The following is a 13914-nucleotide window of genomic DNA, read 5'->3' on the forward strand; positions in this document are numbered from 1 at the left end:
ATAGCCGACTGCACCCGTTCTGGGTGCGGTGCGGCCTTCTGCTGCCTTGAATCTCCCTGACTGTCTTGCCGGCAACGCTGCTGGCGGCCAGCGCCTGCGCGCTTGTCAGGGCCAACATGCCTATGGCCAGAGGAATGGCCTGTGACAGAGGAAGGAAAGAAATGGTGAACAAGACACAGATAACAGCGGCATTGCCGCGCGAACTACTGGCATCAGTCGTAGTGTTTCTGGTGGCCCTGCCGTTGTGCATGGGCATTGCGATCGCCTCGGGCATGCCTCCGGCCAAGGGCCTGATCACAGGCATCATCGGCGGTATCGTGGTTGGCTTCCTGGCAGGTTCGCCGCTGCAGGTCAGTGGACCGGCGGCTGGTCTGGCGGTGCTGGTGTTCGAGCTGGTACGCCAGCATGGCATCGCCATGTTGGGGCCGATTCTGCTGGTAGCAGGCTTGTTGCAGCTGCTGGCCGGGCGCCTGAAGTTGGGCTGTTGGTTCCGGGTCACGGCCCCAGCGGTGGTGTATGGCATGCTGGCCGGCATCGGGGTGCTGATCGTGCTGTCGCAGTTGCACGTGATGTTTGACACCGCCCCGCAGCCAACCGGCATGCAGAATCTGCTGGCGTTTCCTGCGACAGTTGCCGCAGCCCTGCCGTCGGAAAGCGCCGGCGCGGCCTGGCAGGCCGGTGCGCTGGGGCTGGGCACCATCGCCATCATGTGGGGCTGGGAGCGCCTGCGGCCTCAGCGACTGCGCTTCATCCCCGGCGCCCTGCTGGGCGTGGCGTCAATGACGGCAGTCAGCATATGGCTGGGGCTTTCGGTGAATCGGGTGCAGGTGCCGGCCGACCTGACCGAGGCCATCGACTGGATTCGTCCGGATGACCTGCTGAAGCTGGCCGACCCTACGCTTCTGGTAGCGGCCTTCGCCTTGGCTTTCATCGCCAGTGCCGAAACCTTGCTGTCAGCCGCTGCGGTGGACCGCATGCACAGTGGCCAGCGTTCGGACTTCGACCGTGAATTGTCCGCCCAAGGTATCGGCAACATGCTGTGCGGCGTGCTTGGCGCCTTACCGATGACCGGGGTGATCGTACGCAGCTCAGCCAATGTCCAGGCGGGAGCAAAGACCCGCGCCTCGGCCATCTTCCACGGCCTTTGGCTGCTGGCGTTCGTCGTCGCCCTGAGCAGCGTGCTGCAGCAAATCCCGGTGGCAAGCCTGGCAGGCGTTCTGGTGTTCACGGGTATCAAACTGGTGGACTTCAAGGCCTTCCGTGGTTTGGGGCGCTACGGGCGGATGCCGATGTTCACCTACGCGGCCACCGCGCTGGCCATCATTTTCACCGACCTTCTGACCGGTGTGCTGCTGGGCTTTGCCCTGACCCTGCTCAAGCTGGCTTTCAAGGCGGCGCGCCTGAAGATCAGCCTGGTAACCCTGGAAAAGCCTGGGCACATGGAGCTTCGGCTCAGTGGTGCCGCGACCTTTCTCAAGGTGCCGGCGCTGACCCAGGTGCTCGATACCGTTCCGGCGGGTACCACATTGCATGTGCCGCTGGGCAACCTGAGCTACATAGACCACTCATGCCTTGAGCTGCTGGAGGACTGGAGCCGCAGCAATTCGGCCAATGGTTCGCGGTTGAAGATCGAGCAGCGCCGCTTGAAACGGCGCATCGAGGGCCGGTTGCGTACGACCGTGGGCGTCGGAGCGTAACCCCAAACTGGCGTACAGGGTGACGTGGTCATTGGTGGGCGCGGGACAAACCCGCTCCCACAGGTCCGGTGGAATCGAAGGCCTCTGTTGCGCAGCCTTGGCGGTCAAGCCGGCTGGCCCAGCTCCACGCCAAGCTGGCGCGACAGGCACGGCCAGCGTTTCCAGGCTGCGCCGGTTTCCGGGCTGCACAGGTTTTCGCGGTATTGTTCGACCGACTCCGCGGCGAAGCTTTCGTCGTCCAGCATTTCATCGACCGAGTGGTGCACCACCTCATCCAGCTGGTTGGCGAAACTTTCACCGATCAGTTGGTGAGCGATGAGGTTGGCCACGGTCGTGTCGACCGGAATCAATGGCTGCTGGAAGTGGCGGATGTAAAGGTCGTTGACCTCTTCCACCAGCCGGTGTGCCAGGTAAGCCTCGTCCAGCAGGCAATCCAGGCCCACATGACCCTGCATCACGCTGGGTGGCTGCAGGAAGTAGGCTTCGGCGATCTTCAGCACCGGTTTGATCTGCGACTCGATACCCGCCTCGCGGGCGACTGCGTTTGCCGCCTCCAGCAATTCTGGAACCTGGTCGATGTAAGCGCTGACGAAGCGCGCCAAAGTACCCTGGGCGTCCTGCTCAGGCAGTTGGATCGAGGGGTGCAGATGGGGTAGTTGCGCCTCGAGACGCTGTTTCAGTTGGCCGGTACGGCTCTCATGTTGGTGGGCTTGGCTAATCTGCTCGCGCACGGCAGCGATGTTCATGACAACTCCAGGGACAAGGCATTACAAACGGAAGACACTAAGGTAGCTCGGTATACGGAATGCCTAAGACAAGTTTGTTATAAAACCCGCAAACGTGTGCGGCGCGAGCTATATCAATATGCCATTATTGTGCTAGCAAGGCTCTAGCCCGCGGTTTGTGGGGGCATTATCCAATTTCGTGCGGTTCATTTCACGCCCTTCATTGCGCACCATTGGTCGCTGTCTATACTCCCGTTGAACGTGATTCGTTGATGAGGCCCGTCTGCTTTCGCAGGGGCTCGGTCGTCGAAGTCAGGCAGTCTTGACCGCCGTTCCCGCTTGCCGCAGGTGAATGCCTCCGGGACAACAAGAACTAGAAGGGGAACCCGCAATGATGCGACATCCACATGTCTGGATGGGCCTTCTGTTGTGGTCGGTTTTCGGTCAGGCACACGCCGCCTGGACTGTGAACATGGCGCCAGGGGCGACGGAAGTCTCCAACGCCGTGTTCGACCTGCACATGACCATCTTCTGGATCTGCGTGATCATTGGCATCGTGGTGTTCGGTGCCATGTTCTGGTCGATGGTCATCCATCGGCGTTCCACGGGGCAGCAGCCCGCACATTTCCACGAACACACCTGGGTGGAAATCCTCTGGACGGTCGTCCCCTTCCTGATTCTGGTGGCCATGGCCATTCCGGCCACCAAAACGCTGATCGACATCTACGACGCCAGTGAGTCGGACGTCGATATCCAGGTGACCGGTTACCAGTGGAAGTGGCATTACAAGTACCTGGGCCAGGACGTGGAGTTTTTCAGCAACCTGGCCACGCCAGCGGACCAGATCCATAACAAGGCGCCCAAGGACGAGCATTACCTGCTCGAGGTCGATCAGCCACTGGTGCTGCCGGTGGGTGCAAAGGTGCGCTTCCTGGTGACCGCTGCCGATGTCATTCATTCCTGGTGGGTACCCGCCTTCGCCGTCAAGCGCGATGCCATTCCAGGCTTCGTCAACGAGGCTTGGACCCGCATCGAGAAGCCCGGTATCTACCGTGGCCAGTGCACCGAGTTGTGCGGCAAGGACCACGGCTTCATGCCAGTGGTGGTGGAGGTCAAGTCCAAGGCCGATTACGACACCTGGCTGGGTGAGCGCAAGGCAGAAGCGGCCAAGCTCAAGGAGTTGACCAGCAAGGAGTGGACCCTTGAAGAGCTGGTCGAGCGTGGCGACAAGGTCTATCACACAACCTGCGTGGCCTGTCACCAGGCCGAAGGCCAAGGCTTGCCGCCCATGTTCCCGGCACTCAAAGGCTCGAAGATCGCAACGGGACCGAAGGAAGGTCACTTGAACATCGTCTTCCACGGCAAGCCTGGCACGGCCATGGCTGCCTTCGGCAAACAACTGTCGGAAGTCGACATCGCCGCCGTCGTTACCTACGAGCGCAATGCCTGGGGCAACAACAAGGGCGACATGGTCACGCCCAAAGACGTGCTGGCGCTCAAGCAGGCCGAAGCGCAATGAACCGGGATACTCGCGGCAATCAATGGGTTGCAGGAGACAGGACATGAGTGCAGTGATCGACGACCACGCCCACGGCCACGAACATGCCCATGGCCCAGCCAAGGGCTTGATGCGCTGGGTGCTGACCACCAACCACAAGGACATCGGCACGATGTACCTGTGGTTCAGCTTCATGATGTTCCTGCTCGGCGGCTCGTTCGCCATGGTGATACGCGCCGAGCTGTTCCAGCCGGGACTGCAGATCGTGGAGCCGGCCTTCTTCAACCAGATGACCACCATGCATGGTCTGATCATGGTGTTCGGTGCCGTGATGCCCGCCTTCGTCGGACTCGCCAACTGGATGATCCCGCTGATGGTCGGGGCACCGGACATGGCCCTGCCGCGGATGAACAACTTCAGCTTCTGGCTGCTGCCGGCGGCGTTCCTGCTGCTGGTCTCGACCCTGTTCACCCCGGGCGGCGGGCCTAACTTCGGCTGGACCTTCTACGCCCCGCTGTCGACCACCTATGCGCCGGCCAGCGTGACGTTCTTCATCTTCGCCATCCACATGATGGGTATCAGCTCGATCATGGGGGCGATCAACGTGATCGCCACCATCCTCAACCTGCGTGCCCCCGGCATGACCCTGATGAAGATGCCGCTATTCGTCTGGACCTGGCTGATCACCGCTTTCCTGCTGATTGCGGTGATGCCGGTACTGGCTGGCGTGGTGACCATGATGCTGATGGACATTCACTTCGGCACCAGCTTCTTCAGCGCCGCCGGTGGCGGTGACCCGGTACTGTTCCAGCATGTGTTCTGGTTCTTCGGCCACCCCGAGGTGTACATCATGATCCTGCCGGCGTTCGGCGCTGTGAGCTCGATCATTCCGGCATTTTCGCGCAAGCCGCTGTTCGGCTACACGTCGATGGTGTACGCCACCGGTGCGATTGCCTTCCTGTCGTTCATCGTCTGGGCGCACCACATGTTCGTGGTTGGCATCCCGGTGGTTGGCGAGCTGTTCTTCATGTACGCCACCATGCTCATCGCCGTACCCACCGGGGTCAAGGTGTTTAACTGGGTCAGCACCATGTGGGAGGGCTCGTTGACCTTCGAAACGCCGATGCTGTTCGCCATTGCATTCGTCATCCTGTTCACCATCGGCGGGTTCTCAGGATTGATGCTGGCCATCGCACCGGCTGACTTCCAGTACCACGACACGTACTTCGTGGTGGCGCATTTCCACTACGTCCTGGTACCCGGGGCGATCTTCGGCATCTTTGCCTCTGCCTACTACTGGTTGCCCAAGTGGACTGGCCACATGTACGACGAAACCCTGGGCAAGCTGCACTTCTGGTTGTCGTTCATCGGCATGAACCTGGCTTTCTTCCCCATGCATTTCGTTGGCTTGGCCGGCATGCCACGGCGGATTCCCGACTACAACCTGCAATTTGCCGACTTCAACATGGTGTCATCGATCGGTGCCTTCATGTTCGGTGCGACGCAGATCTTCTTCCTGTTCATCGTCATCAAGTGCATCCGCGGTGGCGCACCTGCGCCGGCCAAGCCTTGGGATGGCGCCGAGGGCCTGGAATGGTCGATCCCCTCGCCAGCGCCCTACCACACCTTCCAGACGCCACCGGAAGTGAAATAGGAAAGTGCCCATGAACGGCCTGTCACTCAAACGCCTGGTGCTGCGCCTGCTGATGCTGACCGTTGTGATGTTCGCGTTCGGCTTTGCCCTGGTGCCCCTCTACGACGTGATGTGCAAAGCCTTTGGCATCAATGGCAAGACCGGCGGGCAGTACGAAGGCACCCAGCTCAGCGACCCGTCGCGCAGCGTGCGGGTGCAGTTCATGTCGACCAATGCCGGTGACATGGTCTGGGACTTCTATTCCACGGCCGACCAGATCGACGTCAACCCAGGGGCGGTGAACCAGATGATTTTCATCGCGCGGAACCCGACGGAGCGGCCCATGAGCGCTCAGGCCGTTCCCAGCATCACCCCGGCCGAGGCGGCGGCGTATTTCCACAAGACCGAATGTTTCTGCTTCACCCAGCAGGTGCTGCAACCCGGCGAACGCATCGAGATGCCGGTGCGTTTCATCGTCGATCGCGACCTGCCGGCCAGCGTGAAGCACCTGACACTGGCCTACACCTTGTTCGACATCACCGCTCGCCACCCGCCGGTCGCGCATCTCGCGACCCAGGACGTCCAGGGCGCCCGTTAAGGGAAGGAGAACAGCAATGGCAAGTCACGAGCACTATTACGTCCCGGCGCAGAGCAAGTGGCCGATCATCGCGACGATCGGCATGTTCATCACCATGTTCGGCCTGGGCACCTGGTTCAATGACCTCAAGGCCGGGCATCCCGATTCCCATGGGCCACTGATCTTTTTCATCGGTGCGTTGTTTCTGGCCTACATGCTGTTTGGCTGGTTCGGCGCGGTGGTCAAGGAAAGCCATGCCGGTCTCTACAGCGCGCAGATGGACCGCTCGTTCCGCTGGGGCATGAGTTGGTTCATCTTCTCTGAAGTGATGTTCTTCCTGGCCTTCTTCGGTGCGCTGTTCTACGTGCGCGTGCTGGCTGGCCCATGGCTGGGGGGCGAAGGACACAAGGGGATCGCCCACATGCTGTGGCCAAGCTTCGAGTTCGCCTGGCCGTTGCTCAACACCCCGGACCCGAAACTCTTTCCGCCGCCCAAGGAGGTGATCGACCCGTGGCACCTGCCGCTGATCAATACCATCTTGCTGGTCAGTTCCAGTGTAACCATCACCATCGCCCACCACGCCTTGCGGCGTGATCATCGTGGGGCACTGAAGTTGTGGATGGCGCTGACCATCATCCTGGGCATCAGCTTCATCGCGCTGCAAGCGTACGAATATCACGAGGCCTACACCAAGCTTGGGCTGACCTTGGGTTCTGGCATCTACGGCGCGACTTTCTTCATGCTCACGGGCTTTCACGGTGCCCACGTTACCCTTGGCACGATCATTCTGATCGTCATGCTCGTGCGTATCCTGCGCGGGCATTTCAACCCGGACAAACACTTCGGTTTCGAGGCGGCCAGTTGGTACTGGCACTTCGTCGATGTGGTGTGGGTCGGGCTGTTCATCTTTGTCTACGTGCTGTAGGGGCGGTTGCGGGCAAGCCGGCTTTAGCCGCAGATGCAACGTGTTTCAGAAGGGGGCGTTGGAAACCAGCTGGCCACTGATGAAGCCCCAGGCCACCAGCCCCACGGTGACGGCGGCCAGGGCGACACGAACGGTCAGTGCCTTGAGCAGCCGGGTCGAGTTTTCATCGTCCTTGACCAGAAACACCAGGCCACTGAACAGGCTGGCAATCGTGGCCAACAGCATCAGGACAATCGCGGCCTTGAGCATGACGATACTCCGGGGGGATGCGGTGATGTGGATAAGTATAGCGCTCGACCGTATGAGGCCGTTGTGAGGCCGTTTCGACCAGGCTGGATGCCCACCCTGGTAGTGCTTGCACTGCTGCCGGTGCTGATTTCGCTCGGCGGCTGGCAGCTCGGCCGCGCACAGGAAAAACGCGCCCTGCTGGACACCTATGCCCAGCGCCAGGTGGAGGCCCCGGTGGGCGCGGCTCAGTTGCAGCTGGCTGAGGATGTAGCTTACCGACGCGTGCACCTCTTTGGACGCTTCGATGGCGAACACAGTGTGCTGTTGGATAACCGCATGCGCGACGGCCAGGCAGGCATCGAGCTGCTCCAGCCCTTCCATGACCAGGCCAGCGGGCTGTGGCTGTTGGTCAACCGCGGCTGGCTGCCCTGGCCCGACCGCCGTGTACCCGTGCACTTCGAGACGCCTGCGCAATCCATGGTGCTGGATGCTTCGGTCTATGTGGCGCCGGGCAGTGCTTTCCAGCTTCACCCCGACCCGGAGGGCGGTCAATGGCCTCACCTGCTGACCGCTGTCGACCCCGCCCACCTGTGGCAACAGCTGGACCGCGAAGGTTTCGCCCATGAATTGCGCCTGCAGCCCGGCCCCGCCAGCTACCGTGCAGACTGGCCGGTGGTCGCCATGGGCCCGGAAAAGCACCAGGGCTATGCCGTGCAGTGGTTCGCCCTGGCCACCGCCCTGGTGCTGCTTTACCTCTACTTTGGCTGGCACAACAAGAAGGAGAACGACCATGGCCGCCGCCACCAGTCCACTGGACGTGCCTGAAGGCCGCAAACCCAAAGCCCGTGGGCGTTTGCAGCTGATTCTGATCCTGCTGGTGGTGCTCGGGCCGATGCTGCTCGCCACCTTCATGTACAAGCTGCAGTTCTGGGTGCCGGAGGGGCGCAGCTATCACGGCGTGATGATCGGCAATGGCGAGAGCCTTGCAGACATCGGCGTCACTGCGCAGGACGAACGGTGGCAGCTGCTGGTCAGCACGCCCCAGGCCTGCGCCGACGATTGTCAGAAACTGGTGTACCTGGCCCGGCAGATCCAGATCGGCCTTGGTCGCGACGCCAGCCGTGCCAGTCATGCCTTGGCCATCGCCCAGCCATTGAGCCCCGACTATCAGGCCCTGCTGGGTCGCGAATATCCCCAGTTGCAGCGCTACCCGCTGGATATTCAACGCTACCTGCAGAAAGTGGAGGAGGCCGGTCCGCAACTGTGGATCGTCGACCCTCACGGCAACCTGGTGCTGCGCTATGACGCCAAGGTCAACGGCAAGCATGTGCTGGACGACCTGCGTCACCTGCTCAAGCTGTCCAACATCGGCTAGGAGCCTGTCATGGCCAGACCTGGATTCCGCCTCGCTGTGTTCGCCACCCTGCTGGCACTGCTGGTCGTCCTGCTCGGTGCCTATACCCGCCTCACCCATGCAGGCCTCGGTTGCCCGGACTGGCCAGGCTGCTATGGCTTCATCAGCGTGCCCAAGACTGAAGCGCAGCTGGCCCATGCCGAATTGCACTTTCCCGAACACCCAGTGGAAGAGGCCAAAGGCTGGGCCGAGATGGTCCATCGCTACTTTGCCGGTACCTTGGCGCTGGTGATCGCTTACCTGGCCCTACAGGCGGTGCGCCGTCACGCGCGTGATGGCCAGCCCTACCGCTTGCCGGTATTGCTGCTTGGGGTGGTCCTGGCCCAGGCGGCATTCGGGATGTGGACGGTCACTCTCAAGTTGTGGCCGCAGGTGGTCACTGCGCACCTGCTGGGGGGCTTTACCACGTTGAGCCTGCTGTTCCTGTTGTCGCTGCGTCTATCCCGGGCATTTGCGCCACTGCCAAAACTGCCGTTGAGCCTGCGCAGGGTGGCTGCCTTGGCATTGCTGGTGGTGATTGGGCAGATCGCCTTGGGTGGTTGGGTCAGTGCCAACTATGCCGCGGTTGCCTGTATCGACTTGCCCACCTGCCATGGGCAATGGTGGCCGTCAGCCGACTTCAGCAATGGCTTCCACCTGACCCAACATGTCGGTCCGAACTACCTCGGCGGGCAGCTGGACAGCGATGCGCGCACGGCCATTCATATCAGCCATCGACTGGGCGCGATGATCGTCACCTGTGTCCTGCTGATGCTCAGTTGGAAGCTTCACCGCTGTGGCCTGAGCCGGTTGGCGCGCCTGGTGCTCCTGGCATTGGTGATGCAGGTCGGGTTGGGCATCAGCAACGTGCTGTTCCATTTGCCCCTGGCCGTCGCCGTGGCACATAACGCAGGCGGCGCGCTGTTGTTGCTGAGCATGGTGCTTGTGAACTACCGCATTCGGGTGGTCGACAAGGTTCGCGTCGGTCATGGCTGGCGTCTTACGCCTGTGCCAGGCGTAGGCCTCTCGCAACCTATGAGGAATGATTCGTGGCGACGCTTCTGAGTGCACACCGCTCGCGTGCCGGTTGGCGCGACTATCTGGAATTGACCAAACCCAAGGTGGTCGTGTTGATGCTGATCACCTCGCTGGTGGGCATGTTTCTCGCCACCCGTGCGGGTGTGGCCTGGAGCGTGCTGGTGTTCGGCAATTTGGGCATAGCCCTGTGCGCCGGTGGTGCGGCGGTCGTCAACCATGTGGTCGACAGGCGTATCGATGCACTCATGGCACGCACCCAGAAGCGGCCACTGGCCGAAGGCCGGGTAGCGCCTCTGCCGGCGCTGTTGTTCGCGCTGGCGTTGGCCCTGATGGGCATGGCTTCGCTGCTGGTCTTCACCAACGCCCTCACGGCCTGGCTGACCCTGGCTTCATTGTTGGGTTATGCAGTGCTCTACACCGGCTTTCTCAAGCGCGCCACGCCACAGAACATCGTCATCGGCGGGTTGGCTGGCGCGGCACCGCCGTTGCTCGGCTGGGTGGCGGTCAGCGGCCACATCAGCGCCGAGCCACTGCTGCTGGTGCTGATCATCTTTGCCTGGACGCCCCCGCATTTCTGGGCGTTGGCCATTCACCGCAAGGAGGAATACGCCAAGGCCGATATTCCGATGCTGCCGGTAACCCACGGCGAGGGATACACCAAGCTGCATATCCTGCTCTACACCCTGATTCTGCTGGCGGTTACCCTGTTGCCCTACGCCATCCACATGAGCGGCCTGCTCTACCTGGTTTGTGCCCTTATGCTCGGCCTGCGCTTTCTGCATTGGGCGTGGGTGTTGTACCGTGGCAGCCGGCCGCACGCGGCGATCGGCACGTTCAAGTACTCTATCGGCTACCTGTTCGCACTGTTCATCGCGTTGCTCGTTGACCACTACTTGTTGCTGAACCTATGACTCGAACCCAGAAAACCGTATTCATCCTCGTCGCCCTGGTCGCGCTGATCCTGGGCCTTACCGTCAACAAGGTGCTCAATGGCCGCAGCCAACCCAACCCTGCCGAGCTGATCGACGCCGGCATTATCCTGCTGCCCCAGAGCCGTACGGTGGCGGACGTGACCATGACCAATCAGGACGGCCAGCCGGTAAAGCTGGATGACCTCAAGGGCAAGTGGTCGCTGCTGTTCTTCGGCTACACCTACTGCCCGGACATCTGCCCTACTACCCTGGCCCAGTTGCGCCAGGTGAAGAGCGAACTGCCCAAGGAGGCCGTGGACCGGCTGCAAGTGATGCTGGTGAGCGTTGACCCGAACCGCGATACGCCGAACCAGCTCAAGCAGTACCTGGGCTATTTCGACAAGGATTTCGTGGGGGTCGCGGGGTCGATCGAGGATACCCAGAAACTGGCCAACGCCTTGAGCATTCCCTTCATTCCGGCCGATACCAGCAAGCCTGGGTATACCGTGGATCACAGTGGCAACCTGGCAATCGTCGGGCCGGACGGGCGTCAGCGTGGGTTCATTCGAGCGCCGTTCAATAACCAGAAGCTGGTGGCGCAGTTGCCGGGGTTGGTCAAGCGGGATTGAACCAGGCCCTGAAAGCCCCGCGGGTGAACCCGTTCCCAGAGCTTTTCCGCTGATCTGGAGCACAGCGGTTCACCTGTGGGAGCGGGTTTGCCCGCGAAGAGGCGGGTGTAGATCTGCGGCTTAGAACGCCGGAATCACCGCACCCTTGTACTTCTCTTCGATGAATTTCTTCACCTCTGGCGAGTGCAGCGCAGCAGCCAGTTTCTTCATGTCGTCCGAGTCCTTGTTGTCCGGACGAGCCACCAGAATGTTCACGTAAGGCGAGTCGCTGCCTTCGATGACCAGTGCATCCTTCTCCGGGTTCAGCTTGGCTTCCAGCGCATAGTTGGTGTTGATCAGCGCCAGGTCGACCTGGGTCAGTACGCGGGGGATGGTGGCTGCTTCGAGCTCACGGAACTTCAGGCCCTTGTCGTTACCGGTGATGTCTTTGACGGTGGACAGGATGTTCTTGTTGTCCTTGAGCTTGATCACACCGGCCTTGTCCAGCAGCAACAGGGCACGACCGCCGTTGGTGGCGTCGTTGGGGATGACCACGGTGGCACCGGAGGACAGCTCGTCGAGCTTCTTGATCTTGGTCGAGTAGGCGCCCAAGGGCTCCAGGTGCACGCCGGTAACGCTGACCAGCTGAGTGCCCTTGGACTTGTTGAATTCATCCAGGTACGGCTGGTGCTGGAAGAAGTTGGCGTCCAGGCGCTTCTCGGCGACCTGCACGTTCGGCTGGATGTAGTCGGTGAATTCCTTGACCTTCAGCTCTACGCCTTCCTTCGCCAGCTGTGGCTGGACGAACTTGAGGATCTCGGCGTGCGGCACCGGGGTGGCGGCAACGGTCAGGGTGTCGGCGTGGGCCGAGAAGGCCGCGATGGCGGCAGCGACAGCAAGCAGCTTCTTCATTGATCACTCCTTGTGAGGGCCGCGACGGCCCCCGAACGGGTCGGCCTGGCCGACCCCATTGGGGTTACTTACGGGAAAAATGCACGACCAGTTTGTCGCCCACGCTTTGCAGGACTTGAACCAGAATCAGCAGCAGCACGACGGTAACGATCATCACGTCGGTCTGGAAACGCTGGTAGCCGAAGCGGATCGCCAGGTCGCCCAGGCCGCCGGCACCCACCACACCCGCCATGGCGGTGTAGGACACCAGGGTGATGGCAGTAACGGTGATGGCTGCGAAGATGCCCGGACGGGCCTCTGGCAGCAACGCGTTGGTGATGATCTGGCGGGTGGTGGCGCCCATCGACTGGGTGGCTTCGATGATGCCACGGTCCACTTCGCGCAGGGCCGTTTCGACCAGGCGTGCGAAGAACGGCGTGCAGCCTACCACCAGCGGCGGGATGGCGCCCGCGACACCCAGCGAGGTACCAGTGATCATCACGGTGACCGGGATCATCACGATCAACAGAATGATGAACGGCAGCGAACGCAGCACGTTGACGACGAACGACAACAGCGCATAGACGCCCTTCTGCTCGAACATCTGCCGTGGTCCGCAGAGGAACAGCAGTACGCCCAGCGGCAGGCCTAGCAGCACGGTGAAGAACAGCGAGCCGAACAGCATGATCATGGTATCGACGGTGGCCAGCCAGATTTCGGCCCAGTCGACGTTGGCGAAGAAATTGAGCGCGTCCATCAACGCAGTACCTCCATATGTACGTCAGCTGCCTTGAAGCGGTCGAACGCCGCCTCCATGTCGCCGCCGGTGACGGCCAGGGTCAGCTGTCCATAGGGGACATCCTTGATGCGGTCGATACGTCCAGCGAGGATGCTGTAGTCGACCCCGGTCTCACGGGCCACGGTGCCCAACAGCGGTGCGTAGGTCGCATCGCCCTGGAATGTCAGGCGCACGATGCGGCCTGGCACGTGGGCGAAGTCGTCACGCTGCTCGCTTTCATCGACGTGTTCGTCTTCCTGCACGAAGCGCTTGGTGGTCGGGTGTTGCGGATGCAGAAATACTTCGGCCACCGAGCCCTGCTCGACGATATGGCCGGCATCCATGACCGCAACGCGGTCGCACACCCGGCGGATCACGTCCATTTCGTGGGTGATCAGCACGATGGTCAGGTTCAGCTCGCGGTTGATCTCGGCCAGCAGCTGCAGCACCGAGGCCGTGGTCTGTGGGTCGAGGGCGCTGGTGGCCTCGTCGCATAGGAGGATTTTTGGGTTGGTGGACAAGGCACGGGCGATGCCGACGCGCTGCTTCTGACCGCCAGACAGCTGTGCCGGGTACTTCCTGGCATGGTCCTGCAGGCCAACGCGGGCCAGCAGTTCGCTGACGCGCTTGTCGATCTCGCTGCGCGACAGCTCGCCGGCCAGGGTCAGTGGCAGCGCCACGTTGTCGGCCACGGTCTTGGATGCCAGCAAGTTGAAGTGCTGGAAAATCATCCCGACCTGCTGACGAAAACCGCGTAGCTGGTTGGCATTGAAGGCGGTGACATCTTCGCCGTCGACGATGATCTTGCCGCCCGAGGGCTCCTCGAGGCGATTGATCAGGCGCAGCATGGTGCTCTTGCCCGCACCGGAGTGGCCAATCAGGCCGAATACCTGGCCGTTTTCGATGGTCAGGCTGGTCGGGTTGAGAGCTGGGATTTCCCTACCGGCGACGCGGTAGGTCTTATGCACATTTTGGAACTCGATCACGTAGCGAACCTTGTGGGGCGCATGGA

15 protein-coding genes are annotated in these 13914 nt (G+C 61.6%); 10 read left to right on the forward strand and 5 right to left on the reverse strand.

Features of this window, described 5'->3' with window-relative positions; all coding sequences use genetic code 11:
- Positions 1–161: 161 nt before the first annotated feature.
- Positions 162–1697 carry a SulP family inorganic anion transporter gene (locus tag P3R38_RS00295; protein WP_023377996.1) on the forward strand — a complete coding sequence of 512 codons (1536 nt, stop codon included), beginning with the start codon at positions 162–164 and terminating at the stop codon, positions 1695–1697.
- A 104-nt stretch (positions 1698–1801) separates the two neighbouring features.
- On the opposite strand, the gene P3R38_RS00300 is transcribed toward P3R38_RS00295, so the two are convergent.
- Positions 1802–2443: a hypothetical protein gene (locus P3R38_RS00300; RefSeq protein WP_023377997.1), complete on the reverse strand. Its 642-nt coding sequence runs from the start codon at positions 2441–2443 to the stop codon at positions 1802–1804.
- Between the two features lie 370 nt (positions 2444–2813).
- On the opposite strand from P3R38_RS00300, the gene coxB reads away from it, so the two are divergent.
- Genes coxB through P3R38_RS00320 form a run of 4 tightly spaced genes read left to right on the forward strand, consistent with a single transcriptional unit; the run spans position 2814 to position 7055 of the window.
- The gene (gene coxB, locus P3R38_RS00305) at positions 2814–3941 is read left to right on the forward strand and encodes a cytochrome c oxidase subunit II (protein WP_023377998.1); all 1128 of its coding nucleotides are present in this window, start codon (positions 2814–2816) and stop codon (positions 3939–3941) included.
- Between the two features lie 43 nt (positions 3942–3984).
- The gene (gene ctaD, locus P3R38_RS00310; RefSeq protein WP_023377999.1) at positions 3985–5574 is read left to right on the forward strand and encodes a cytochrome c oxidase subunit I; all 1590 of its coding nucleotides are present in this window, start codon (positions 3985–3987) and stop codon (positions 5572–5574) included.
- Positions 5575–5584: 10 nt separating this feature from the next.
- Positions 5585–6151: a cytochrome c oxidase assembly protein gene (locus P3R38_RS00315; RefSeq protein ID WP_023378000.1), complete on the forward strand. Its 567-nt coding sequence runs from the start codon at positions 5585–5587 to the stop codon at positions 6149–6151.
- 16 nt (positions 6152–6167) lie between these two features.
- Positions 6168–7055, forward strand: a complete 888-nt coding sequence (locus P3R38_RS00320) for a cytochrome c oxidase subunit 3 (RefSeq protein WP_023378001.1) — start codon at positions 6168–6170, stop codon at positions 7053–7055.
- 45 nt (positions 7056–7100) lie between these two features.
- Here the strand turns inward: P3R38_RS00320 and P3R38_RS00325 are convergent, their stop codons facing one another.
- Positions 7101–7304 carry a twin transmembrane helix small protein gene (locus P3R38_RS00325; RefSeq protein WP_023378002.1) on the reverse strand — a complete coding sequence of 68 codons (204 nt, stop codon included), beginning with the start codon at positions 7302–7304 and terminating at the stop codon, positions 7101–7103.
- 63 nt (positions 7305–7367) lie between these two features.
- Here P3R38_RS00325 and P3R38_RS00330 point away from each other — a divergent pair, with 63 nt between their 5' ends.
- From P3R38_RS00330 to P3R38_RS00350, 5 genes are read left to right on the forward strand one after another with little or no spacing between them, the layout of a single operon-like run.
- Positions 7368–8108 carry an SURF1 family protein gene (locus P3R38_RS00330; RefSeq protein ID WP_041925427.1) on the forward strand — a complete coding sequence of 247 codons (741 nt, stop codon included), beginning with the start codon at positions 7368–7370 and terminating at the stop codon, positions 8106–8108.
- Positions 8074–8658 (forward strand): hypothetical protein, encoded by a 585-nt coding sequence (locus tag P3R38_RS00335; protein WP_202675790.1) that lies wholly within the window; start codon positions 8074–8076, stop codon positions 8656–8658. Before P3R38_RS00330 ends, P3R38_RS00335 begins: the two co-directional genes overlap by 35 nt.
- A gap of 9 nt (positions 8659–8667) precedes the next feature.
- Positions 8668–9741: a COX15/CtaA family protein gene (locus P3R38_RS00340; RefSeq protein ID WP_023378007.1), complete on the forward strand. Its 1074-nt coding sequence runs from the start codon at positions 8668–8670 to the stop codon at positions 9739–9741.
- The gene (gene cyoE / locus P3R38_RS00345; protein WP_277686709.1) at positions 9726–10625 is read left to right on the forward strand and encodes a heme o synthase; all 900 of its coding nucleotides are present in this window, start codon (positions 9726–9728) and stop codon (positions 10623–10625) included. Before P3R38_RS00340 ends, cyoE begins: the two co-directional genes overlap by 16 nt.
- A complete protein-coding gene (locus P3R38_RS00350; RefSeq protein ID WP_023378011.1) occupies positions 10622–11254 on the forward strand; it encodes an SCO family protein in 633 nt (210 codons plus the stop codon). Before cyoE ends, P3R38_RS00350 begins: the two co-directional genes overlap by 4 nt.
- A gap of 120 nt (positions 11255–11374) precedes the next feature.
- Here P3R38_RS00350 and P3R38_RS00355 read toward each other — a convergent pair whose 3' ends face one another.
- The 3 genes from P3R38_RS00355 to P3R38_RS00365 form a co-directional block, all read right to left on the reverse strand.
- Entirely contained in the window at positions 11375–12145 is a 771-nt protein-coding gene (locus tag P3R38_RS00355; RefSeq protein WP_023378012.1) for a MetQ/NlpA family ABC transporter substrate-binding protein, read from the reverse strand.
- Between the two features lie 64 nt (positions 12146–12209).
- On the reverse strand, positions 12210–12881 hold the full coding sequence (locus P3R38_RS00360; RefSeq protein WP_023378014.1) for a methionine ABC transporter permease: 672 nt from the start codon (positions 12879–12881) through the stop codon (positions 12210–12212).
- Positions 12881–13888, reverse strand: coding sequence for a methionine ABC transporter ATP-binding protein (locus P3R38_RS00365; RefSeq protein ID WP_023378016.1), 1008 nt, complete (start codon positions 13886–13888; stop codon positions 12881–12883). Before P3R38_RS00365 ends, P3R38_RS00360 begins: the two co-directional genes overlap by 1 nt.
- Positions 13889–13914 lie beyond the last annotated feature (26 nt).

The organism is Pseudomonas sp. NyZ480 (genome assembly GCF_029537255.1).
GTDB classification, from domain to species: Bacteria; Pseudomonadota; Gammaproteobacteria; order Pseudomonadales; family Pseudomonadaceae; genus Aquipseudomonas; species Aquipseudomonas taiwanensis.

What these genes read in the sequence shown, in the direction of transcription:
- coxB (WP_023377998.1), top strand. Translation starts at nt 2,814, where the DNA reads ATGATGCGACATCCACATGTCTGGATGGGCCTTCTGTTGTGGTCGGTT.
- ctaD (WP_023377999.1), top strand. Translation starts at nt 3,985, where the DNA reads ATGAGTGCAGTGATCGACGACCACGCCCACGGCCACGAACATGCCCAT.
- P3R38_RS00315 (WP_023378000.1), top strand. Translation starts at nt 5,585, where the DNA reads ATGAACGGCCTGTCACTCAAACGCCTGGTGCTGCGCCTGCTGATGCTG.
- P3R38_RS00350 (WP_023378011.1), top strand. Translation starts at nt 10,622, where the DNA reads ATGACTCGAACCCAGAAAACCGTATTCATCCTCGTCGCCCTGGTCGCG.
- P3R38_RS00320 (WP_023378001.1), top strand. Translation starts at nt 6,168, where the DNA reads ATGGCAAGTCACGAGCACTATTACGTCCCGGCGCAGAGCAAGTGGCCG.
- P3R38_RS00335 (WP_202675790.1), top strand. Translation starts at nt 8,074, where the DNA reads ATGGCCGCCGCCACCAGTCCACTGGACGTGCCTGAAGGCCGCAAACCC.
- P3R38_RS00360 (WP_023378014.1), bottom strand. Translation starts at nt 12,881, where the DNA reads ATGGACGCGCTCAATTTCTTCGCCAACGTCGACTGGGCCGAAATCTGG.
- P3R38_RS00300 (WP_023377997.1), bottom strand. Translation starts at nt 2,443, where the DNA reads ATGAACATCGCTGCCGTGCGCGAGCAGATTAGCCAAGCCCACCAACAT.
- P3R38_RS00355 (WP_023378012.1), bottom strand. Translation starts at nt 12,145, where the DNA reads ATGAAGAAGCTGCTTGCTGTCGCTGCCGCCATCGCGGCCTTCTCGGCC.
- P3R38_RS00295 (WP_023377996.1), top strand. Translation starts at nt 162, where the DNA reads ATGGTGAACAAGACACAGATAACAGCGGCATTGCCGCGCGAACTACTG.
- P3R38_RS00340 (WP_023378007.1), top strand. Translation starts at nt 8,668, where the DNA reads ATGGCCAGACCTGGATTCCGCCTCGCTGTGTTCGCCACCCTGCTGGCA.
- P3R38_RS00325 (WP_023378002.1), bottom strand. Translation starts at nt 7,304, where the DNA reads ATGCTCAAGGCCGCGATTGTCCTGATGCTGTTGGCCACGATTGCCAGC.